At 61.9% G+C, this 22,695-nt stretch carries 21 protein-coding genes; 6 read left to right on the forward strand and 15 right to left on the reverse strand.

Annotated elements, in window-relative coordinates:
* Positions 1 to 18: 18 nt before the first annotated feature.
* The 15 genes from rnhB to rpsB form a co-directional block, all read right to left on the reverse strand.
* Positions 19 to 621 carry a ribonuclease HII gene (gene rnhB / locus OP495_RS03130; RefSeq protein WP_280562722.1) on the reverse strand — a complete coding sequence of 201 codons (603 nt, stop codon included), beginning with the start codon at positions 619 to 621 and terminating at the stop codon, positions 19 to 21.
* On the reverse strand, positions 618 to 1,781 hold the full coding sequence (lpxB, locus tag OP495_RS03135; RefSeq protein ID WP_280567158.1) for a lipid-A-disaccharide synthase: 1,164 nt from the start codon (positions 1,779 to 1,781) through the stop codon (positions 618 to 620). Before lpxB ends, rnhB begins: the two co-directional genes overlap by 4 nt.
* Before the next feature lie 12 nt (positions 1,782 to 1,793).
* Positions 1,794 to 2,561, reverse strand: a complete 768-nt coding sequence (lpxA, locus tag OP495_RS03140; RefSeq protein WP_280562720.1) for an acyl-ACP--UDP-N-acetylglucosamine O-acyltransferase — start codon at positions 2,559 to 2,561, stop codon at positions 1,794 to 1,796.
* Entirely contained in the window at positions 2,558 to 3,001 is a 444-nt protein-coding gene (gene fabZ / locus OP495_RS03145) for a 3-hydroxyacyl-ACP dehydratase FabZ (protein WP_280562719.1), read from the reverse strand. Before fabZ ends, lpxA begins: the two co-directional genes overlap by 4 nt.
* A gap of 114 nt (positions 3,002 to 3,115) precedes the next feature.
* A complete protein-coding gene (gene lpxD / locus OP495_RS03150) occupies positions 3,116 to 4,165 on the reverse strand; it encodes a UDP-3-O-(3-hydroxymyristoyl)glucosamine N-acyltransferase (protein ID WP_280562718.1) in 1,050 nt (349 codons plus the stop codon).
* Between the two features lie 48 nt (positions 4,166 to 4,213).
* Positions 4,214 to 4,717, reverse strand: a complete 504-nt coding sequence (locus OP495_RS03155; protein ID WP_280567160.1) for an OmpH family outer membrane protein — start codon at positions 4,715 to 4,717, stop codon at positions 4,214 to 4,216.
* 84 nt (positions 4,718 to 4,801) lie between these two features.
* On the reverse strand, positions 4,802 to 7,138 hold the full coding sequence (gene bamA, locus OP495_RS03160; protein WP_280562716.1) for an outer membrane protein assembly factor BamA: 2,337 nt from the start codon (positions 7,136 to 7,138) through the stop codon (positions 4,802 to 4,804).
* A gap of 196 nt (positions 7,139 to 7,334) precedes the next feature.
* Entirely contained in the window at positions 7,335 to 8,690 is a 1,356-nt protein-coding gene (gene rseP / locus OP495_RS03165) for a sigma E protease regulator RseP (RefSeq protein WP_280562715.1), read from the reverse strand.
* 39 nt (positions 8,691 to 8,729) lie between these two features.
* The gene (ispC, locus tag OP495_RS03170; RefSeq protein WP_280562714.1) at positions 8,730 to 9,935 is read right to left on the reverse strand and encodes a 1-deoxy-D-xylulose-5-phosphate reductoisomerase; all 1,206 of its coding nucleotides are present in this window, start codon (positions 9,933 to 9,935) and stop codon (positions 8,730 to 8,732) included.
* 8 nt (positions 9,936 to 9,943) lie between these two features.
* Positions 9,944 to 10,744, reverse strand: coding sequence for a phosphatidate cytidylyltransferase (locus OP495_RS03175; protein WP_280562869.1), 801 nt, complete (start codon positions 10,742 to 10,744; stop codon positions 9,944 to 9,946).
* On the reverse strand, positions 10,737 to 11,495 hold the full coding sequence (uppS, locus tag OP495_RS03180) for a polyprenyl diphosphate synthase (RefSeq protein WP_280562713.1): 759 nt from the start codon (positions 11,493 to 11,495) through the stop codon (positions 10,737 to 10,739). The genes OP495_RS03175 and uppS overlap by 8 nt, the downstream gene beginning before the upstream one ends.
* Before the next feature lie 50 nt (positions 11,496 to 11,545).
* Positions 11,546 to 12,103 carry a ribosome recycling factor gene (gene frr, locus OP495_RS03185; RefSeq protein WP_280562712.1) on the reverse strand — a complete coding sequence of 186 codons (558 nt, stop codon included), beginning with the start codon at positions 12,101 to 12,103 and terminating at the stop codon, positions 11,546 to 11,548.
* A gap of 4 nt (positions 12,104 to 12,107) precedes the next feature.
* The gene (gene pyrH / locus OP495_RS03190) at positions 12,108 to 12,869 is read right to left on the reverse strand and encodes a UMP kinase (RefSeq protein ID WP_280562711.1); all 762 of its coding nucleotides are present in this window, start codon (positions 12,867 to 12,869) and stop codon (positions 12,108 to 12,110) included.
* A 124-nt stretch (positions 12,870 to 12,993) separates the two neighbouring features.
* Positions 12,994 to 13,863: a translation elongation factor Ts gene (gene tsf / locus OP495_RS03195; RefSeq protein ID WP_280562710.1), complete on the reverse strand. Its 870-nt coding sequence runs from the start codon at positions 13,861 to 13,863 to the stop codon at positions 12,994 to 12,996.
* 265 nt (positions 13,864 to 14,128) lie between these two features.
* Positions 14,129 to 14,875: a 30S ribosomal protein S2 gene (gene rpsB / locus OP495_RS03200; protein ID WP_280562709.1), complete on the reverse strand. Its 747-nt coding sequence runs from the start codon at positions 14,873 to 14,875 to the stop codon at positions 14,129 to 14,131.
* Positions 14,876 to 15,229: 354 nt separating this feature from the next.
* Here rpsB and map point away from each other — a divergent pair, with 354 nt between their 5' ends.
* The 6 genes from map to dapE all read left to right on the forward strand — a co-directional run bounded on the left by map (position 15,230) and on the right by dapE (position 22,687).
* On the forward strand, positions 15,230 to 16,021 hold the full coding sequence (map, locus tag OP495_RS03205; protein WP_280567163.1) for a type I methionyl aminopeptidase: 792 nt from the start codon (positions 15,230 to 15,232) through the stop codon (positions 16,019 to 16,021).
* 55 nt (positions 16,022 to 16,076) lie between these two features.
* A complete protein-coding gene (locus OP495_RS03210) occupies positions 16,077 to 18,752 on the forward strand; it encodes a [protein-PII] uridylyltransferase (RefSeq protein WP_280567166.1) in 2,676 nt (891 codons plus the stop codon).
* Positions 18,753 to 18,868: 116 nt separating this feature from the next.
* Positions 18,869 to 20,068 carry a succinyldiaminopimelate transaminase gene (dapC, locus tag OP495_RS03215; protein WP_280567169.1) on the forward strand — a complete coding sequence of 400 codons (1,200 nt, stop codon included), beginning with the start codon at positions 18,869 to 18,871 and terminating at the stop codon, positions 20,066 to 20,068.
* A 41-nt stretch (positions 20,069 to 20,109) separates the two neighbouring features.
* On the forward strand, positions 20,110 to 20,457 hold the full coding sequence (locus OP495_RS03220) for an ArsC family reductase (RefSeq protein ID WP_280567172.1): 348 nt from the start codon (positions 20,110 to 20,112) through the stop codon (positions 20,455 to 20,457).
* A 60-nt stretch (positions 20,458 to 20,517) separates the two neighbouring features.
* Positions 20,518 to 21,543 carry a 2,3,4,5-tetrahydropyridine-2,6-dicarboxylate N-succinyltransferase gene (dapD, locus tag OP495_RS03225; RefSeq protein WP_280567174.1) on the forward strand — a complete coding sequence of 342 codons (1,026 nt, stop codon included), beginning with the start codon at positions 20,518 to 20,520 and terminating at the stop codon, positions 21,541 to 21,543.
* Positions 21,530 to 22,687 (forward strand): succinyl-diaminopimelate desuccinylase, encoded by a 1,158-nt coding sequence (gene dapE, locus OP495_RS03230; protein ID WP_280567177.1) that lies wholly within the window; start codon positions 21,530 to 21,532, stop codon positions 22,685 to 22,687. The genes dapD and dapE overlap by 14 nt, the downstream gene beginning before the upstream one ends.
* Positions 22,688 to 22,695: the final 8 nt, after the last annotated feature.

Raw genomic sequence — 22,695 nt, forward strand, 5'->3', positions numbered from 1 at the left:
TAACAGCGTGATGTGGCGCTACGCCGGCAGCAGCTGCTTGACCGGCGCAAACGAGCGGCGATGCTCATCGAGCGGCCCCAGGCGCTCGAGCGCCTCGCGGTGCTCACGGGTAGGATAGCCCTTGTGGCGCGCGAGTCCATACTCGGGATGGCGCTCGTGCAGGGCGAGCATCTGAGCGTCGCGCGTCACTTTGGCCAGAATCGAGGCAGCGCCGATGGCGGCATGGCGTTGGTCGCCCTTGACCACGCACTGCCCTGGCACATGATGCCCCGGCATCCGATTGCCGTCCACCAGCAGATATTCCGCCGCCACCGGCAGGGCATCGATGGCACGCCGCATGGCCAGATGCGTCGCGTGGTGGATGTTGTGCGTGTCAATCTCGGCGGGCGACGCTTCGCCTATCGCGAAGGCCGTCGCGTGTTGGCGAATGGCCTCGGCCAATGCCAGGCGGCGTTTTTCGCTGAGAGTCTTGGAGTCGGCCAGCCCCTCGATGGGTCGCGCCGGATCGAGAATCACCGCGGCCGCGACTACGCTGCCCACCAAAGGACCGCGCCCCACTTCATCGACGCCCGCCAGACACGCGCCCTGATAATCGATCACCAACGGTGGCAGCTCCGTCATGCGTTCTCCTCCTGTCGCGGCAAACGACCGTGGGTGATCAAGCCGTCGATGGCCTCGGCAGCGCGCTCGCTGGCACCACGCTGGAGCGTAGCGTGCAAGTCTGCAAAACGCATCTCCATCGCCTGGCGCTTGGCGTCGTCACCGAGCCATTCGAGCAACGCCGCGCCGATCGCCTCACTACTGGCGGCGTCCTGTACCAGCTCGGGCACCAGGGTCTCCTGGGCAATCAGATTGGGCAGCGAGATCCAGTCGGTCTTGACCATGCGCTTGGCTAACCAGTGCGTGGTTGGCGCCATCTTGTAAGCCACCACCATGGGACGATGGCAGAGCATGGCTTCAAGCGCAGCGGTCCCAGATGCGAGCAGCACCGCATCGGCGGCGGTCATCGCCTGACGCGACTCGCCATCGCACAGAACGACGCTCTCACGGGCCGGATGATCGGCCAGCAGTACCTCGAGTTCTTCGCGACGTGCCGGAGACGCCGCCGGCACGATCACCTGCAAGTCGGGGATACGCTCACGCAACCAGGCGACGCTCTCCAGAAATGTAGGTCCCAAAAAGCGGATTTCGTTACTGCGTGAGCCTGGCAACAACGCCAGCAACGGCGCTGTGGGCGACAACCCCAGTGCCGCGCGTGCCGCCTGACGATCGTTGACCAACGGCAGTTCATCGGCCAGCGGATGGCCGACGAAGGCCACCGGCACATCATGGCGCGCATAAAAAGCCGCCTCGAAGGGCAGGAAGGTGAGCATGGCATCGACCGACTGGGCAATACTCTTCACTCGGCCCTGGCGCCACGCCCAGACCGAAGGGCTGACGTAATGCGCAGTAGGGATGCCGACAATACGCAATTGGCGCTCGAGCCCCAGATTGAAGTCGGGGGCATCGATACCGATCATCGCGTCCGGCTGCCAAGCCAGGGCATCACGCCGCAAATGCCGTCGAACCTTGATCAGGCCAGGCAAGTGCTTGAGCACCTCGACCAGCCCCATGACCGATAGCGTCTCCAGCGGGTACAGCGAGTGCAAGCCTTCGGCGAGCATGCGTGGACCGCCGATACCGCGAAACTCGGCGTCGGGATAGCGACGCTTCAGCGCCTGCATCAAGCCGGCGCCGAGGATATCGCCCGATAGCTCTCCCGCGACCAGGTAGATACGCATGACGTGCCTCGTTCAGCGCGTGATACCGCGCTGGGAATTCTTCAGCGACGCCAGGAACGTCGCGACTTCCGGGCCTTCGAAATCGTTCGCGAGACGCTCCAGCGCTTGCTCCATGGTCAATCCCTGGCGATAGACGGTGCGGTAAGCTTCTCCCAGCGCGCGCAGGGCCTCGCGCGAGAAACCGCGACGTTTGAGCCCCACCAGGTTGAGCCCATGCGCCTGCGCAGGATTGCCATTGACGATGATGTAGGCCGGGACATCCTTGGTGATGATCGACCCGCCACCGCACATGGCATGCGTACCGATATGGCAAAACTGATGGATCGCCGAGAGCCCCCCGAGGATAGCGTGATCGCCGATGGTGACATGTCCGGCCAAGGTCGCCTGGTTGGCAAGGATGCAATCATCGCCGATGACGCAGTCGTGCCCGACATGTGCGTAGGCCATGAAAAGATTGCGCGAGCCGATGACGGTTGCCTCTTTATCCTGCATTGTCCCGCGATGCAGGGTAACCCCTTCGCGCACGACATTGTCGTCACCCATCTCCAAACGAGTGGGTTCTCCGTCGTACTTCTTGTCCTGACAATCCTCGCCAACGGAGGCGAACTGGAAGATCCGATTGCGTTTCCCCAGGCGCGTGGGCCCCTTGAGCACCACGTGCGGACCGATCACCGTGCCTTCCCCGATTTCAACGTCGGGGCCGATCACGCAGAACGGGCCGATGTCGACGTCATCGGACACACGCGCACTGGGGTCGACGATGGCGTTGGGATGAATCAAGCGACTTTCCTCTCGGCACAGATGATCTCGGCTTCGCAGGCCAGCTCGCCATCGACCGTGGCACGGCAGGCGAATTTCCAGATCCCGCGCTTGCTCATGATGACGTTGGCTTCCAATCGCAGTTGGTCGCCCGGCATCACCGGACGCTTGAAGCGCACGTTATCGCTTCCTACAAGATAATAGACATAACCGTCGGCGGGCATCTTGTCGACGGTTTTGAACCCGAGGATACCGCATGCCTGCGCCATGGCCTCGATGATCAACACACCGGGCATGATCGGATGATGCGGGAAATGTCCATTGAAAAATGGTTCGTTGATGCTGACATTCTTGTTGGCGACGATCGACTCGCCGACCGTGATGTCCATGACGCGATCCACCAGCAAGAACGGATAACGATGCGGTAAATACTCACGGATCTCGTTGATGTCCATTACCATCGATACAACCTCTGAAATAACGAAGTGCCTGCCGTGAAGGCAGGCACACGAGGACGGAGTACTCCGCCTATCTGGATGGGCAGGGATTATACAGACCCGCCTAGCTGGCAGCCATCAGCCTTGGGCGGCGTCCGAGGCATCCCGTTCCAGACGCACCAGACGCTTGGCGAGATCGTCGAGCTGTTTGAAACGCACCGCATTCTTGCGCCACAAGCCATTGGGCATGGCACCCGTTCCCGAGGAATAAACCCCGGGCTCGTAGATGGAGTTGGTGACCAGACTCATGCCGGTGACCTGAACGCCATCGCAAATCGTCAGATGCCCCGAGAGACCCACACCGCCACCCAGCATGCAGTGGCGTCCCACGCGGGTCGAGCCGGCGATTCCTACGCACCCTGCCAAGGCGCTATGATCGTCGATCTGCACGTTATGCGCGATCTGCACCTGGCTGTCGATCTTGACGTCATCGCCAATCAACGTGTCTCCCAAGGCGCCACGGTCGATGCTCGAGCAGCTACCGATTTCGACGTCATCGCCTACGATGACACCACCCAACTGCGCGATCTTGTGCCAGCCCTGGCCATCATGCGCAAAACCGAAACCATCGGCACCCACCACACAACCGCTGTGCAAGATGGCACGCCGTCCGACACTCACGCCGTGATAGACGGTGACATTAGCATGCAGGCGAGAGTCGACGCCGATTTCACTGTGGGCGCCGACGATGCTACCGGCGCCGATCACGCAGCCATTACCAATGACAGCGCCGTCTTCGATCACACACTGTGGGCCGACCGAGACGCGAGCCCCAAGAAGTGCGCTTTCGGCGACCACCGCACTGGGGTGAACGCCTTCCGGCGCCTGGCCGGCCAGCGGATCGAACAGCCTCGATAGCTCGGCGTAACCGAGATAGGGATTGTCGAGTTCGAGCCGTGCACAAGGCACCTCGGCGCCATACGCGGGGTGCACCAGCACGGCAGCCGCGCGTGTTTCGGGCAAGTACTTCAGATAGGTCTTGTTGGCCAGGAACGTAATGTCGTTCGGGCCCGCATCAAGCAAAGTAGCCAGGCCAGTGACACGATGATCGCTATCGCCGACCAAGCGGGCCTTGAGACGTTCGGCCAGTTCACCGAGCGTGAAGGCGCAAGGAGTAAGGGTCTTCATGTGCGCTTGGAACCGCTAACCATGGGGCGCCACCGGCGCCCCATGGGCTCAATTGAGCGAGTTAAAGATGCGAGTGACTTCCTCGGTAACGTCGAGGCCATCCTCCGAATATACCACCGCATCGCGATCCACCACGAGGTCCAGGCCATGCTTCTCGACGACCTGCTCGACGGCGCGATCGAGTTTGGGCTTGGCCGACTGCATGAAGGACTGTTCCTTCTCCTGTTGCATGCTCTGAATCTGCTGGCGCAACTGCTGGAACTCGGACCCCTTGCTACGCAGCTCCTGTTGAGCGCTGTTGCGCTCAGCATCGGACATCACCGCGCCATCTTGCTGGAGCTTCTGTTGCAACTGCTGCAGTTCCTGGCTGAGCGATTCGGCGCGCTGCTTCTTGTCGCCGATCTGATTCTTGAGCTCGTTCATGGAGCGCTGGGCGGCATCCGAATTCAACAACGCCTGACGCCAGTCGATCACGCCAACCTCGTTCGCCATGGCAGGCATGGACATCACACTCATCACCCCAAGACATAGGGCACCCGTCAATTTGCGCATCACACCCTCTCCTTGATTCGTTATGGTCACTCGATGCGGCGGTCACGTCGCCGCACCTGGCGCATGACGCTGCGTCAGCCTGCTTTAGAAGGTCTGACCCAGCGAGAACTGAAAGACCTGAGTATCGTCGTCTTCTTCGTCGCTGATCGGCTTGGCGACACTGAAGGTCAACGGCCCCACCGGGGTCAACCAGGAAAGTCCTAGCCCGACGCTATAGCGCAGGTCTCCCATATCCACGCCACTGCTACAGCTAGAACTTCTACCTTCCGGCACATCGTAGCAATCGGTCAGGTAGGTATTGCCGGCATCGAAGAACACACTGGTCTGCAGCGAGCGGCGATCCTCGACCCACGGAAATGGGTAGATCAACTCGGCGGAACCTTCGACGAGCACGTTACCTCCCAGGGTATCGTCGTCGCCATCGCCACCAGGCGTGGTCTTCGGCCCCAGCGTATTGCTGGAAAAGCCGCGTACCGAGCCTAGGCCACCCGCGTAGAAGTTTTCGTAGAACGGGTAAGCGTCGTCTCCGACGGTGTCTGCATAGCCAACGTTGGTGCTGAATTTCAGTGACCATTCGGGACGGAATTCAAACAGCTTCTGACCTTCGTAACGCGTCTTGTAGTACTGCGTATCGCTCCCCGGCACTGCGGTCTCCAGCGACAATTTCTGATAGCTGCCGTCGGTGGGCATGATGCCGCGATTGAGATTGTTACGCGTCCAGCTGGCGGTGAGCTTGTAGTTCAGGAAGTCGTCGCCCTCGTCTTCCGTGTACTGAACAATTTCCAAGGGCGTATCGCGATAGGTATCGAGTGACAGGTCCTCGATACCGACGCCGAAGTTGAGGCGTGACAGATCGTTGATCGGATACCCGAAGTTGATGCTGCCGCCAATGGCATCCGAGGAGTAGGTCGAGATGTCATCGAAGTCTTCATAGTTGGTTTCGCGATAATAGAGGTTATAGCCGCGCGAAATGCCGTCCAACGTCCAATAAGGGTCGGTATACCCGAAGTTGAGATTGGTAAAGTAATCACCTTTCTGCGCATTGACGTTGACGCGGTTACCGGTACCCAGGAAGTTACTCTGGGACAGCGACGCACCATAGATGACCCCGGCGCTTTGCGAAAAGCCCAAGCTGGCCGAGACCGAGCCGGACGGCTGCTCCTCGACGTTATAGGTCACATCGAGCTGGTCGGACTCATCGGAGACGGGACGTGTTTCGACGTCGACCGAACGGAAAAAACCCAGTCGCTGCAGGCGCTCGCGGGATTGACTGATCTGATCGGTGGAAGCCGGCGCGCCTTCCATCTGGACCATCTCGCGACGCAGCACTTCGTCCTGAGTCGTCGTATTACCCTCGAAATTGATGCGTCGCACATAGGCACGCCGCCCCGGATCGACCTGGAAAGTCACAGCCACGGTGTCGCCGTCGGCATCGACCTCGGGCACGCTGTTGATCTCGGCGAAGGCGAATCCTTCGGCGCCAAGACGCTTGCGCAAGGCCTCGGCGGACTCGGTCATTGCGCTTTGTGAGTAATATTCGCCGGGTTCGGCGGTCACCAGCTTACGCGCCTCGCTTTCGTCGATCTTGAGATCGCCTGCAAAGCGAATTTCGTCGAGCTTGTAACGCTTGCCTTCATCGACGTTGATGGTGATGAAGATATCGGACTTGTCTGGGCTGATCGACACTTGGGAAGAACTGATGTCGAAGTTGACGTAGCCGCGATCCAGGTAGAAGGAGCGTAGCGTCTCAAGATCGCCCGAGAGCTTGTCTCGAGAATATTCATCGTCGGAAAACCAGCCAAAGAACCAACCCGGCTTGTCTTCCAACGCGAACAAGTCACGCAGGGTGTCATCGTCGAAGTCCTGGTTGCCGACGAAGTTGATCTGGTGAATCTTGGCGACCGCGCCCTCGTTGATGTCGATATGGACTTCGACGCGGTTGTTGTCGAGCTCCTCGACGCTGGTCTCGATATTGGCGCTATAACGCCCTTGAGATTGATAAAGCCGCTCGAGCTCACGCTGCACCTCATCGAGCGTCGAGCGCTGCAACACCTGGCCTTCATCGAGCCCGGCCTCGGTCATCCCCTTTCGAAGATCCTCATCGGCCACCTGGGAGTTGCCGTTGAGCTCGATGCTGGCGATGGTGGGGCGCTCGACCACATTGACAATCAATACATCGCCGTCACGCGACAGTTCAATGTCGTCGAACAGGCCCGTATCGAACAGCTCCTGCGACGCCTCGGCCAATTCACGGTCATCGACCTGGTCACGTGCGCTGACTGGAAAGGCATTGAACACCGATGCCGGCGATACGCGCTGCAGCCCTTCCACGCGAATATCTGAAATCTCGAAGGAGGCCGCCAGTGCCGCGGGAGTCGCGGTCAGCAGCAGCACCGCCAATCCGATGGTCTTGATCTTCATGCAGTCGATTCGCTTTTGTCGAGTCCGCCCGCTCATGGAACAGGCACCTTATACATTTCCCTGGGTGACTGGCAAGGTCGTACCCCGCCTCGCCGTTTCACCCGGGTCGCTCATCCTTGCGGCCGATGGCCGCTTACGACATGCCATTGATGGCCCACATTAAAGCCTGCTGGCGAGCTGCCCCGCAACGACGCCTCTACAAACGCATCAAGTCGAAATACAACGCCATCAACATCAACGAGCCCACCAAGGCGACACCGATGCGCAACCCAAAGGCTTGTACCGCCTCGGGCACCGGACGCCCCCGCACCGCTTCGATCAGGTAATAAACCAAGTGACCGCCGTCGAGCACGGGAATCGGCAAGAGATTGAGAACCCCCAGGCTGATCGATAAATAAGCCAGGAAGCTGATGAAGCTTTCCACGCCATTGCGCGCGGAATCACCCGCGATGCGTGCAATCGTCACCGGCCCCGACAGATTGGAGGGCGAGATCAGCCCCACCAGCATCTTGCGGATCGAATCCAGTGTGAGCAAGCTCATCTCGCCGGTCTTGCTCACCGCCTCACCGACGGCATCCAGCGGCCCATAACGAATCTCGCGACGGTAACGCTCAGGCCACTCGGTGGTTTGTACCCCTACGCCGATGTACCCCATCGCCGTGCCGTCTTCCTGCTCGCGCGTGGCCGGCGTCAACATCACGTCGCGTCGCTCACCGTCCCGCTCGACTCGCAGCGCCAGCGTCTTACCGGGGTTGTCACGCACACGTTCGACGAATGCCATCCAATCCTCGACGCCGGCACCGTCGACGCTGACGATGCGGTCACCGCTTTGCAGCCCGGCCTGCTGGGCACGCCCGTCATTCAGCACCTCTCCCAGCACGGCGGGCAGCTCGGGACGCCACGGCGTCACCCCCAACGTGGCCAAGGGGCGCGGCGGATCCTGGCGTACCAGCCAGTCACTGACCGGTACGCGATGACGCTCCGGCGAGGCCGTTTCAGACTCACGCGTCGTGACCTCGAGCTCGCCATTGGCGCCAATGGCCGCCACCAACTTGAGATTGACCTCCCCCCAGGAAGGCGTACGTTCGCCCTCGACGGCCACGATCTCCTGCCCGGACTGCAAGCCGCCCCGGGCGGCCGGCGAGTCTGCAGCGATATCGCCAATCACCGGCGCCACCGTGGTCGTGCCATAGACGAACAGCGCCCAATAGGCGACGAAGGCAAGCAAAAAGTTCGCCAGCGGTCCAGCCGATACGATGGCGATGCGTGCCCAGACACTCTTGCGATTGAATGCCTGCGCTTGCTCCTCCGGCGCCACCGGGCCCTCACGCTCGTCGAGCATCTTGACGTAGCCACCCAGCGGTATCGCCGCCACGGCGAACTCCGTGCCATGGCGATCGACACGCGACCATAGCGGCTTGCCGAAGCCCACCGAGAAACGCAGCACCTTGACACCACAACGTCGCGCAACCCAGAAATGGCCGTATTCGTGAAAGGTGATCAACAACCCCAGCACCACGATCACTGCCAGCAGATTCTCAATCACGCCCATGGGGTCGCCCTCCTTCCTGCGGCTTGCCAAGTCCGCACATCATGACGTGAACCGCGTCAATTGCCGTTCGGCCTCGCGTCGCGCCGCCTCGTCCGCAGCCAGCACCGCGCTCAACTCATGCGCCGAATGTACCTCACAAGCCTCACAGACCGCCGCCACCAGGCGTGGAATATCCACGAACCCTAGCCGTGCGTCGAGAAACGCTTCCACCGCTACTTCATTGGCGGCATTGAGCGTGGCCGGGGCAGTACCGCCCACCGCCATCGCCTCACGAGCGAGACGCAGACAAGGGAAGCGTGCTTCATCGGGCGCCTCGAAATCGAGCCGCGCCACCTGAAACAGATCCAGCGGCGCCACGCCGGCATCGATGCGCTCGGGCCAAGCCAACCCATAGGCGATCGGCGTACGCATATCGGGATTGCCCAACTGCGCGATCACCGAACCGTCACTATAGGCGGCCATGGAGTGAACGACGCTTTGCGGGTGCACCACGACTTGAACCTGTTCCGGCTGCGCATCGAACAACCAGCATGCCTCGATCAGCTCGAGCCCCTTGTTCATCAGGGTGGCGCTATCCACCGAGATCTTGCGACCCATCGACCAATTGGGATGCGCACACGCCTGCTCCGGGGTCACGGCTTTCAATTGCGCCTGGGACCAGTCATGAAAGGGCCCCCCGGACGCGGTCAACAACAACTGAGTCACGCCCTGGCGCGCTAACCCACCACGATGCTCGGTGGGTAGACACTGATAAATGGCATTATGTTCAGAATCGATGGGCAACAATATCGCGCCATGACGTTCGACGGCCTCCATGAACAGCGCGCCGGACATCACCAGGGCTTCCTTGTTGGCGAGCAGCACGCGCTTGCCGGCGCGTACCGCAGCCAGTGTCGGCATCAAGCCGGCCGCCCCCATGATGGCAGCCATCACCACCTCGCTGTCGGCACTTCCAGCGACTTCCGATAACGCCGCCTCGCCGGCGCGCACTTGGGTATCGATGCCGACCTCGGCGAGCGCATCACGCAACCAGGCAGCGTCGCGTTCCTCGCCAAGCACCGCGACTTCGGGGCGATGAACCAAGCACTGATCGCGCAGCGTTTCGCGCGAACGATAGGCGGTCAAGGCATGCAGCCGATAACGTTGGGGATGACGGGCAATGACATCGAGAGTGCTCTTGCCGATGGAGCCGGTGGCTCCAAGCACGGTCACACGTTGTATCCGAGCGCAATCGGCATATTCCATGCGTCACCTCAGCCCAACCATGGGCGCAACAATACGAAAAGCGGAATCGCGGCAATCAAGCTGTCGATGCGATCGAGCACACCACCATGCCCGGGCAGCAGGCAGCTCGAATCCTTCAAGCCGCGCTGACGCTTGAGCATGCTTTCGAACAGATCGCCCAGCACCGATATCAACACCACCGGCAGCGCCAACACCATCAGCCACAACGCATCACCGGCGGCCATTCCCTGCCACTGCGCGAAAACCAGAGCCAGCACCGCCACCGCCGCCATACCGCCATAGACACCTTCCCAGGACTTTCCGGGGCTCACGTGTGCGGCCAGCTTGCGGCGCCCGAACGCACGCCCCGCGAAGTAGGCACCGATATCCGCCACCCAGATCAACAGCAGCACGAACAGCAGCCATGCCGCGCCGTCGCCGCGCAATTGAATGAAGCCGACCCAGCACGGTAGCAGCACCCACAGGCCCATGCCCAGGCGCACCGCACGACCTTGCCATTGCGCGTATTGTTGAGGATAGCGCACCACCCAATAGAGATTGGCCAGCCAACCCAGCATACCCAGCCACAACGGCCAGGACTGATGCACTGCACCACTTAGCCCTAGAAGAAGCAGCGCCACGGCACAGGCAGCGGCAAAGGCTAGTCGCGGCACCTGGCGCTCGAAACCAGCCAGGTTGGCCCACTCCCAGGCACCGATCAGTACGATCGCGCCCGTGAACAAGGCAAAAGGGAGACCCGTAAGCCCAAACAAGCCAAGCAGTGCCAATGGCGCCAGAACCAACGCAGTAAGAATACGTTGCCTAAGCACCATGCGCCTCGACTTGTTCAGGGGACATGCCGAAACGGCGCTGGCGCTCTGTGTAGGCGCTCAGCGCGGCATCGAATGCCTCGGCACCGAAATCCGGCCACAGCTCGGGAGTGAAATAGAATTCCGCGTAGGCCAGCTGCCACAACAAGAAGTTGGAAATCCTTTGTTCACCGCTGGTGCGGATGCACAAGTCGACGGGTGCTTCATCGGCCAGACTGATTTCAGCGCCAAGTGCTTCCTCGTCAATGGCGTCGGGTACCAACTCCCCCGCCGAGACCCGTTGCGCCAACCGCCGCGCGGCACGCGTCATGTCCCAGCGGCCGCCATAATTGGCCGCGATCACCAGGTGAAGCCCCTGGTTGTCACGGGTCATGGTCTCGGCACGTTCGATATATTGCTGAATGGACGTGGAAAATCCCTCGCGCTGGCCGATCACCGATAAACGAACGCCGTGGCCATGAAGCTTTTTAACCTCGCGCTTGAGGGCGATCAGGAACAGCTCCATCAGCGCGTCAACCTCGGAGGCAGGGCGTTTCCAGTTCTCGCTGGAGAAGGCGAACAAGGTCAGTGTACCGATACCACGCTCGGCGGCACGGCGGATCACTGCACGCACCGACTCGACACCCGCGCGATGTCCGCGGATGCCGGACAGCCCATGTGCACGCGCCCAGCGATTGTTACCATCCATGATGACCGCCACATGGCGTGGCAGTTCGCCCGTACGGGGTGGAGAAAACGGCTGTGAGGTCATGGGATCCCGTATCATGGAGGTCGACGGAAGCGCGTCCCGACGGTCACCTCTCAGACCTGCAAAAGGTCGTGTTCCTTATTTTCCAGAAGCTTGTCGATCTCAGCGACATACTTGTCGGTCATCTTCTGGATCTCATCGATGGCGTGATGTTCATCGTCTTCGGTGACCTCTTTCTTCTTGAGGAGCCCCTTGAGATCACCGTTGGCATCACGCCGAACGTTGCGGATCGCGACGCGCGCGTTTTCCGCCTCGCCACGCGCCTGCTTGATATAATTGCGGCGCGTTTCCTCGGTCAGCGGCGGCAAAGGCACACGAATCACGTTACCCGCAGCGGCGGGATTGAGGCCCAGATCGGCGGTCATGATGGCCTTCTCGACCTTGGGCACCATGCTCTTTTCCCACGGCATTACCGCCAGGGTCCGCGCGTCTTCCACATTGACGCTCGCCACCTGATTGAGCGGCATGTCGGCGCCGTAATAATTCACATGCACCGCATCCAACAAGCTGGGATGCGCGCGCCCGGTGCGGATCTTGTGAAAATTGGCGTTCATCGCCTCGACGCTTTTCTTCATGCGCGCGTCGGCGTCTTTCTTGATATCGTTGATCACTGTTTCAACCTCTATCTACCAGCGTTCCTTCCTTGCCCCCAACCACGAGGTTGAGCAAGGCCCCCGGCTTGGTCATATCGAACACGCGCACCGGCATGTCATGGTCCCGCACCAAGCAGATAGCGGTCAAATCCATCACGCCGAGCTTCTGATCGAGCACGTCGTCGTAGGAGAGACGTTCGTACTTGGCGGCATCGCTTTGCTTGACCGGATCCTTGTTGTAAACGCCATCCACCTTGGTAGCCTTGAGCACCACATTGGCATCGATCTCGATACCGCGCAGGCAGGCCGCCGAGTCGGTAGTGAAGAAGGGGTTGCCGGTGCCGGCAGAGAAAATCACCACGTCACCCGACGTAAGGTGACGGATGGCGGTACGCCGATCGTAATGCTCGACGACGCCACTCATGGGAATCGCCGACATTACCCGCGAGCGAATATTGGAACGCTCCAGAGCGTCGCGCATCGCCAAAGCGTTCATGACAGTGGCCAGCATGCCCATGTGATCGCCGGTAACACGCTCCATACCCGCAGCGTGTAGCGCCGCCCCACGGAACAGATTGCCGCCGCCGACCACGATCCCCACCTGGACCCCGATCCCGACCAACTGGCCGATTTCCAGCGCCATACGGTCGAGCACCTGGGGATCGATGCCGAACTCGTGCTCGCCCGTCAGGGCTTCGCCGGACAGTTTCAACAGAATGCGCTTGTACTTCGACTTCTCGTTACGCTCCTGGGAAGCGGCGTTACGATCGGTGGGAACAGACATTCGGACTCTCCTCGTCTCAGCGGACTGTATCGGCGTGGGTAGGAATGGCTCGGCCAGACAACGGCCGGATACGCGAAGGCGTGCGCAACCGCGCACGCCAACGACAGTACAAGCACATGGCAGCTTAGCTGCGACGCGCCTGATCCATGACTTCCTGAGCGAAGTCGACTTCTTCCTTCTCGATGCCTTCACCCACTTCGAAGCGAGTGAAGCTGACCACTTCGCCACCTGCGGCCTTCACGTATTCGGCCACGGTCTGATTGGGATCCTTGACGAAAGACTGCTGCGTCAAGCTGTTTTCGGCCAGGTACTTCTTCAAGCGCCCCTGGACCATCTTTTCGGCGATTTCCGCCGGCTTGCCGGCCATGTCCGGCTGCGCCAGGATGATCGCCTTTTCGCTGTCCAGCTCCGCCTGGGGCATATCTTCCGAATGAGAAACACTCGGATTGATTGCCGCCACGTGCATGGCAATATCCTTGGCCACATCGGCATTGCCGGCACTGAGGACGGTCAGCACGCCGATGCGACCACCGTGCACATAGGCACCCACGACACCGCCTTGCGGAGCATCGATGACCACCGCACGGCGCACGCTGATATTTTCGCCGATCTTCTGCACCAGCTGTTGACGCGCGTCTTCCAGCCCACCTTCCATCAGGCTCGCCACGTCCTCGCTCTTGGTTTCGAACACCTTGGCGATGACCTGGTCGGTGAAGGCGGTGAAGTTATCGTCACGCGCCACGAAATCGGTCTCGGAGTTGACCTCGAGCATCACCCCGTAAGAACCGTCGTCGGCGACACGCGTCACCACGGCCCCTTCGGCTGCCGTACGGTCGGCTTTCTTGGCCGCTTTAAGGCCGGAGTTCTTGCGCAGGTTTTCGATGGCGGTTTCGATTTCACCGTCAGCTTCGGTAAGCGCTTTCTTGCACTCCATCATGCCAAGGCCGGTGCGCTCGCGCAGTTCCTTGACCAGAGATGCGCTGATAGCTGCCATGGTAAATACCTCTGAATGTGGTTCGACGTCTGGTGGAAACGCTGCCTCGTCGCCGGTACGGCTTGAGCGTGAATTGGCGTGAAATGCACGCGCGGCGCACGACCAGCATCTCCTTTGAATGAAGAATTTCTTCAGGGTTCACCGCCCTTGCATCCGGACGGTGAAAAGGGGGCTTGAGCCCCCTTTTAGTCCGTACTGCGCCGCCTTCACGGGCTGTCTAGTGTCTCGTCGCTCGCGTGCGAGCGTCAGCACGGACCCGCCACCATCACTCGGCAGCGGCTTCGTTCGCTTCGCTTGCCTCGTCGGTCACTTCGACGAACTCGCTAGCGCTGTTGCCCTTGGCCTGCACGCAGGCGTCGGCGACGGCCTGAGTGTAGATCTGAAGAGCGCGAATGGAGTCGTCGTTGCCCGGGATCACGTAGTCGACACCGTCCGGATTGGAGTTGGTATCGACGACACCGATGACCGGAATGCCCAACTTGTTGGCTTCGTTGATCGCGATGCGCTCGTGATCGACGTCGATCACGAACATCGCGTCGGGAAGACCGCCCATGTCCTTGATACCGCCGACGCTACGCTCGAGCTTGTCTTGCTCGCGGGTCGCCATCAGGACTTCTTTCTTGGTCAGCTTCTCGAACGTGCCATCTTCATGCATGGCTTCAAGCTCGCGCAGACGCTTGATCGATACGCGAATGGTCTTGAAGTTCGTCAGCATGCCGCCCAACCAGCGATGGTTGACGAACGGCTGACCAGCACGACGCGCCTCTTCCTTGACGATCTTGCTGGCGGCACGCTTGGTGCCGACGAACAAGATCTTGTTGTTGGACGCCACCATCTTTTCGACCACCGCGAGCGCGTCGTTCAGCGCCGGCAGCGTGTGCTCGAGGTTGATAATGTGGATCTTGTTGCGTGCACCAAAGATGTACTTGCTCATCTTCGGGTTCCAGTAACGGGTCTGGTGACCGAAGTGAGCGCCTGCCTTGAGCAGGTCACGCATATTGACTTGTACCATGGATGACTCCTGAATCGGGTTAGGCCTCCATACACCCCATGGATCCGACCACGGCGGCACGCCTGCCGCCCCGGCACCCGGGACCATGTGACGGTGCATGTGTGTTTTCAAGGCGTTATCTTTCACCTACTATCTTCACCGCGCCAATGTTTCGGTCGAGCCGAACACGCTAGGCGGCGATTGCAGTAAAGCGCGCGGCTTTATACCATAGATCGACTCCAAGATGAAGTCGCTCCCGGTTACCGCGCTTGATGACTGCGCGCATATACCGCGTCTCGCGCCAGCCTGAGCGCCGAGACTATAGGCCAGGAGCCACCCCGACGCCAGACCCGAACCCTCCGAATTCGAGATCGCATGAACATTCACATCAAGACCGCCGACGAAATCGAAAAAATGCGTGAAGCTGGCCGCCAGGCCGCTTCGGTACTTGAAATGATCACGCCGCATGTGGTGGCCGGCATCAGCACCGGCGAAGTCGATCGTCTGTGCCACGCATACATCGTGGACGAGCTCGGCTCCACTCCCGCGCCACTCAACTACCATGGCTTCCCCAAGGCGACCTGCACCTCGATCAACCATGTCGTCTGCCACGGCATTCCCGATTTCGCCAAGAAGCTCAAGAATGGCGACATCATGAACCTCGACATCACCGTAAAGACCGCCGACGGCTATCACGGTGACTCCAGCATGATGTTCGTTGTCGGCGAAAGCATTCAGGGCGGACGCCTGGCACGCATCACCCAGGAATGCCTGTACAAGAGCATCGCCCAGGTACGCCCCGGCGTACACCTCTCCGAGCTGGCGCGCACGATCCAGCAGCACGCCGAAAGCAATGGCTATTCGGTGGTGCGCGACTTCTGCGGCCACGGCATCGGTGCCGGTTTCCACGAGGATCCGCAGTTCCTGCATTATGACGGCTACGAGCCCAGTGCCGACGCCGTACTGGCCGAAGGCATGTGCTTGACCATCGAGCCCATGATCAATGTCGGCGACTATCGCACCAAGGTGCTGCGCGACGGCTGGACGGCGGTGACCAAGGACAAGAGCCTGTCGGCCCAGTGGGAACACACGCTGCTGGTCACCGCGACCGGCGTCGAGGTACTCACCCTGCGTGGCGACGAAGACCTGAGCTTACTCGAGGCGTAAGCAGTGCCGCCTGGCCGGTCACCCGACGTAACGCGCGAACAGGAGTGCCACGCGAATGTTGCTTCATCACTATCGCTTCGTGCCCGACGAGACGCTGTTCGATGCGTCCGCCTTCCGCGAAGCGCTAGCTGCCAGTCGCACACCGATCGCCGTATTCAAGGACGCGCTACGCGAGCTGCAAGCGAGCCTCGACGCACGCTTTCACGCCGGCAGCGACATTCGCGACCTGGTCCATGGCCGTGCCTGGTGCCTGGATCAGCTACTGAGCATCGCCTGGGAGCGTTATGACTGGCCAGACGATGGTATCGCCCTGCTCGCCGTCGGCGGTTATGGGCGCGGCGAGTTGCACCCGCATTCCGATATCGACTTGTTGCTGCTTCTCGAACGCGACGACGATACGCTCTACCGCGAAGGCCTGACCGGCTTCATCACCTTTCTCTGGGACATCGGCCTGGAAATCGGCCATAGCGTGCGCTCATTGGCCGATTGCGAGCGCGAGGCGCGCGCGGATCTCACGGTCATCACCAACCTGCTGGAATCACGCACCCTCGCCGGCCCCGAGCACCTGCGCGAAACGATGCGCGGGCGCCTCTCCAACGAGACGATGTGGCCGAGCGACGCCTTCTTCGAGGCCAAGTGGCAGGAGCAGATCGCCCGTCACTATCGCTACAACAACTCCGAGTATCACCTCGAGCCCAACATCAAGAGCTCGCCGGGCGGACTACGCGACATCCAGATGATCGGATGGGTGGCCAAGCGCCACTTCGGCGAGTTGCGCTACGAGGACGTCGTCGCCCAGGGCTTCATGAACGACGCCGAGTTGCGCATTCTCAGCCAGGGCCAGTCCTTCTTGTGGCAGGTGCGCTATGCGCTGCACATGCTCAACGGCCGTGCCGAGGACCGTCTATTGTTCGACCATCAGAATACCATCGCCGAGCTATTCGGCTATCGCGACACGCCGGAGCGTCTCGCCGTCGAGCAGTTCATGAAGCGCTACTACCGTCATGTCACTGCGCTGGCGGGGCTCAACGACATGCTGCTTCAGCACTTCGACGAGGTCATCCTGCGCGCCCACGAGACCCCGGACATCACACCGCTCAACGCGCGCTTCGAGATTCTCGGCGGCTATATCCAGGTGCGCCATGCCAATGTGTTTCGCCACCGCCCCGGCGCCCTGCTCGAACTGTTCCTGTTGATGGCCCAGCACCCCGAGATCGAGGGTGTGCGTGCCGAGACCATCCGTCTGATCCGCGATCATCGCCACCTGATCGACGAGAGCTTTCGCGACGACCTGCGCCACCAGAGCCTGTTCATGGAACTGCTGCGCAGTGGAGGCAACATTCCGCGCCAACTGCGGCGCATGAACCGCTACGGCATCCTCGGCAAGTACCTGCCCGAGTTCGGCCAGGCCGTGGGACTGATGCAGCACGACCTTTTCCACCTATATACCGTCGACGCCCACACCTTGCGTCTGCTGAAGTTCGTGCAACGCTTCCGCGAATCCGAAGGCCACGAGGATTTCCCCGTCGCTGCGACCCTGATTCATCAGTTGCCCAAGCTCGAACTGCTGTGGATCGCCGGGCTCTATCACGACATCGGCAAGGGGCGCGGCGGCGATCATTCCGAACTCGGGGCCGTCGACGCTACCGCCTTCTGCGAGCGTCATGGCCTCTCGGTGCGCGATACGCGCCTCGTGGCCTGGCTGATCGAACATCACCTGCTGATGTCCAAGACTGCCCAGAAGCGCGATATTTCCGACCCCGACGTCATCCATGAATTCGCGCTGTCGATGCGTGACGAGGTCCATCTCGACTACCTCTACGTGCTCACCGTGGCCGATATCACCGCCACCAACCCTTCGCTGTGGAATGGCTGGCGCGCGGCCTTGTTGCGTCAACTGCATACCGAAACCAAGCGCGCCTTGCGGCGTGGTCTCGACCACGTCATCGACCGCGACGAATGGGCCCGCGAGTCGCGTGAAGAAGCCCGTGGCTTGCTCGGCACGGTGGGCATCGATGCCGCCAGCGCAGACGCCTTGTGGGCGTCGTTCGGCGACGATTATTTCCTGCAGTACGCGCCCAGCGAGATCATCTGGCAGACTCAAGGAATTCTCGAGCATCAGCCCTCGGAGCTGCCACTGATCCTCGCCAACGCGCCCACCGAGGACATGGCCGAAGGCGGCACCAAGGTGTTCATCCATACCCGTTCGGTCAACGACCTGTTCGCCGCCACCGCCGCCGCCATGGAGCAACTGGGGCTGTCGATCCACGACGCGCGCATCGCCACCTCCAGCAACGACTGGACGCTCAACACTTTCATCGTGCTCGACGACGACGGCGAACCGATTCGCGATCCGCAGCGTCTCGAGGAAATCCGCCATCATCTGGTGGAAGAACTCGACGACCCGGCCGACTATCCACGCATTGTCACACGCCACACCTCGCGCCAGCTCAAGCATTTCAAGGTACCCACCCGGGTCATGATCGAGCAGGACGAAGCCAACGCCCGCACTATCGTCGAACTCATTGCCCCCGACCGCCCCGGCCTGATGGCGCGCGTCGGACGCATCTTCATGGAGCAGGACATCGCCCTCTCGGCGGCCAAGATCGCCACCCTGGGCGAACGTGTCGAGGACGTCTTCTTCATCACCGACAAGGCCGGCGAGCCACTCACCGACCCCGATCGCCAGGCGCAACTGCGCGAGCGTCTGTGCGAGATGCTCGACGTCTGAGCCACCCCCATTTGAGGCCCTTGGCCGGCTTGCCTATAATCGGGCCCTCCCGACGGCGCCGTGCGCCTCCATGACAACGCCATGTCCGGCATGCCGGACCCGCTGCTGGATTGCCGATGAACCCCGATCTCGACGCCCTCAAGCCCTACCCCTTCGAGAAGCTTGCCGCCCTCAAGGCCGAGGTAACGCCGCCCGCGCTCTCGCCCATCGCGCTGTCCATTGGCGAGCCGCGCCACGCGCCGCCGGCAGCCGTACTCGAGGCGCTGCACCACTTCGAGGGCGAGGTCGCACGCTATCCAGCCACGGCGGGGCTCGCCGAATTGCGCGGCACCATCGCCCAATGGGCGACACAGCGTTATGCGCTGACACCCGGCTCGCTCGACCCCGAGCGCCACGTGCTGCCGGTCAACGGCACCCGCGAGGCGATCTTCGCCTTCGTCCAGAGCGCGCTGGACCGTACGCGACCCGCCAAGGTGGCGATGCCCAATCCGTTTTATCAGATTTACGAAGGCGCGACCCTGCTGGCCGGCGGCGAGCCGTTGTATCTCGATTGCGCCCCCGAAAACGGCTGCCTGACCGATCTGGATGCCGTACCCGCCGCCACCTGGCGCGACGTGCAATTGGTCTTCGTCTGTTCGCCGGGCAATCCCACCGGTGCCGTCACGCCGCTGAGCGAGTATCAAAAACTGATCGCCCTGGCCGACGAGCACGACTTCCTGATCGCCTCCGACGAATGCTATTCGGAGCTTTACCTCGACGAGGCCGCACCGCCGCCGGGGCTGCTCGAGGCCTGCCGCTCGCTGGGGCGCGACGATTACCGCCGCTGCCTGGTGTTTCATTCACTGTCCAAGCGCTCCAACCTGCCCGGGCTGCGCTCGGGCTTCGTCGCCGGGGATGCTGGGTTGATCGCGCCCTTCAAGCGTTACCGCACCTATCACGGCTGCGCGATGCCGCTAACGACCCAACACGCCTCGATCGTCGCCTGGGACGACGAGGCGCATGTGCGCGCCAACCGCGATGCCTATCGCAATAAATTCAGCGCAGTGGGCGAGATTCTGGCGCCGGTCATGGATTTCCCCACGCCGCGCGCCAGCTTCTATCTGTGGCCGGAGGTGCCCGGCGGCGACGATGAAGCCTTCGCCCGCGATCTATTTGCCGAGGAAAACGTTACCGTGCTGCCCGGGCGCTACATGTCGCGTGACGGCGCCCAGGGCAACCCCGGCGCGGGACGCGTGCGCCTGGCGTTGGTCGCCGAGCTCGACGCCACCGTGGAAGCCGCATGGCGCATCCGACGCTTCATCGAGCGCCGCGCCTGACCCACTGCGCGACACCGCAACCCATTCATGAGGAGGCCGTCATGGTCACGCTCTACGGCATCAAGACCTGCGACACCTGCCGCAAGGCACGTCGCACACTCGACGATCTGGGCATCGCGTATCGTTATCATGACCTGCGTGAGGACGGTCTCGACGCCGCACGGCTCGATGCCTTCCTGGCACGCAGCGACTGGAGCACGCTACTCAACACGCGCAGCACCACCTGGCGCGGACTGGACGACGCCGACAAGCGCGATCTCGACGCCGACCGGGCTCGCTCGCTGCTGCTAACGCACCCGACGCTGCTCAAGCGCCCCGTACTGGAAACGCCGGAGCATTTCCTGGTGGGCTTCAAGGTCGACGCCTACCGCGCCCTTCAGGCGGCCTAGGCGCCCACCGGCATTACACGTATCGCCGACTTTTTTCATCTAACCCTCGAGGACTTCCCCATGCTGAGTTTCGCTCTCGGAATCGGCCACCAGAACACCCAAGGTGAGTGGCTGGACGTCTACTACCCGACGCCGCTGCTCAACCCCGATGACACCCTGGTCGCAGCGGCGCGCGAGGCGCTGAACGCGCCGACGGGCAACGCCGTGGTCAGTTTCCTGCCCGAGCACTGCCAGGCGCTCGCCGAGGCACTGCGCCAGGCCGGCGATAACGCGCAAGCCGAATTGGCCGACGCCTTCGCCGCCGGCCAGCGGCCGCTCGTCGCCGTCTTCCTCGACGAGGACAACGCGCCGGCCAGCGTGCCCGAGGTTTACCTCAAGCTGCACCTGCTCTCACATCGCCTGGTCAAGCCCCACGGCATCAAGCTCGACGGCATGTTCGGCCTGCTCAAGAACATCGCCTGGACCAACGAAGGCCCCATCGATGTCGACGAACTCGGTGCACGGCGACTCAAAACGCGCCTCGAAGGCCGCCCGTTCACGGTCGACTGCGTCGACAAGTTCCCCAAGATGGCCGATTACGTAGTACCCAAGGGCATACGCATCGGCGACACCGCCCGCGTGCGCCTGGGCGCCTACCTCGGCGAGGGCACCACGGTCATGCATGAAGGCTTCTGCAACTTCAATGCCGGCACCGAAGGGCCGGGCATGGTCGAAGGGCGTATTTCCGCTGGCGTGGTGATCGGCAAGGGCTCGGATCTCGGTGGCGGCTGCTCGACCATGGGCACCCTCTCGGGCGGCGGCAACATCATCATCTCCATCGGCGAGGGTTGCCTGATTGGCGCCAACGCCGGCATCGGCATCCCGCTGGGCGACCGCTGCACGGTGGAAGCCGGTCTTTACATCACGGCCGGCGCCAAGATCGCCGTACTCGACGAGCAGGGCGAACTGGTGCAGACCGTCAGCGGCCGCGACCTGGCCAATCAGAGCGACCTGCTGCTGCGTCGCAACTCGCAGAACGGCCGCATCGAGTGCCTGACCAACAAGAGTGCCGTGGCACTCAACGAGGCACTGCATGCCCACAACTGATCGCACCGTGCCAGCGTCACCGACCCTGGCACTGGCCTTCGAGTTGCTGCGTCGTCGTTCGGTGACCCCGGACGATGCCGGCTGTCAGGCGCTGATGATCGCGCGCCTGGAGCAGTTGGGATTTCATGTCGAACGCTTGCGCATCGGCGAGGTGGACAACTTCTGGGCCACCCGCGGCGATAGCGGCCCCATGTTGGTGTTCGCCGGACATACCGATGTCGTGCCCACCGGGCCCGAAAGCGACTGGGAATATCCACCCTTCGAGCCATGCATCGACGCTGCGGGCATGCTCTGCGGACGCGGTGCGGCGGACATGAAGGGCAGCCTGGCGGCGATGATCACCGCCGTGGAAGACTTTCTCGCCACGCACCCGGCGCATCCCGGCCGACTCGGTTTTCTGATCACCGCCGACGAGGAAGGCCCCGCCGTTCACGGGACCCGGGCCGTGGTCGAGCACCTCCGCGAACACGGCGTCATCCCGGATTACTGCATTGTCGGCGAGCCTTCCTCCAGCGAACGCCTGGGCGATACCCTCAAGAACGGGCGCCGCGGATCGCTGGGTGGCGTCCTGCGCGTCAAGGGCGTCCAGGGCCATGTCGCCTACCCGCACCTGGCGCGCAACCCCGTGCACGAAGCGGCCCCGGCATTGGCCGCGCTGGCCGCCGAGCACTGGGATGCCGGCAACGAGTTCTTTCCCGCGACCAGCTTCCAGATTTCCAACCTCCAGGCCGGCACCGGGGCAACCAACGTGATTCCCGGGCAATTGGAAGTGGTCTTCAATTTCCGTTTCTCCACGGAGGTCACCGCCGAGGCACTGAAGGCGCGTACCGCCGAGATTCTAGAGAGTTTCGCGCTCGACTACACGCTCGACTGGACGCTCAACGGTGAGCCCTTTCTCACTGCCGGAGGCGCTCTGGTCGATGCTACCGTGGCCAGCGTGGAAGACATGCTGGGCTATCGTCCGCAGCTTTCGACCGGCGGCGGCACCTCGGATGGCCGATTCGTCGCCACACTGGGCGCGCAAGTCATCGAACTGGGCCCGACCAACGCCACGATACACAAGGTCGACGAGCGCATACGCGCCGCCGACCTGGAGACGCTGAGCCGTCTCTATACGACCATCATGCAACGTTTGCTTACCTGAGGTCCGCC

The sequence above is a fragment of the Chromohalobacter sp. 296-RDG genome (assembly GCF_029889885.1).
Lineage (GTDB): Bacteria > Pseudomonadota > Gammaproteobacteria > Pseudomonadales > Halomonadaceae > Chromohalobacter.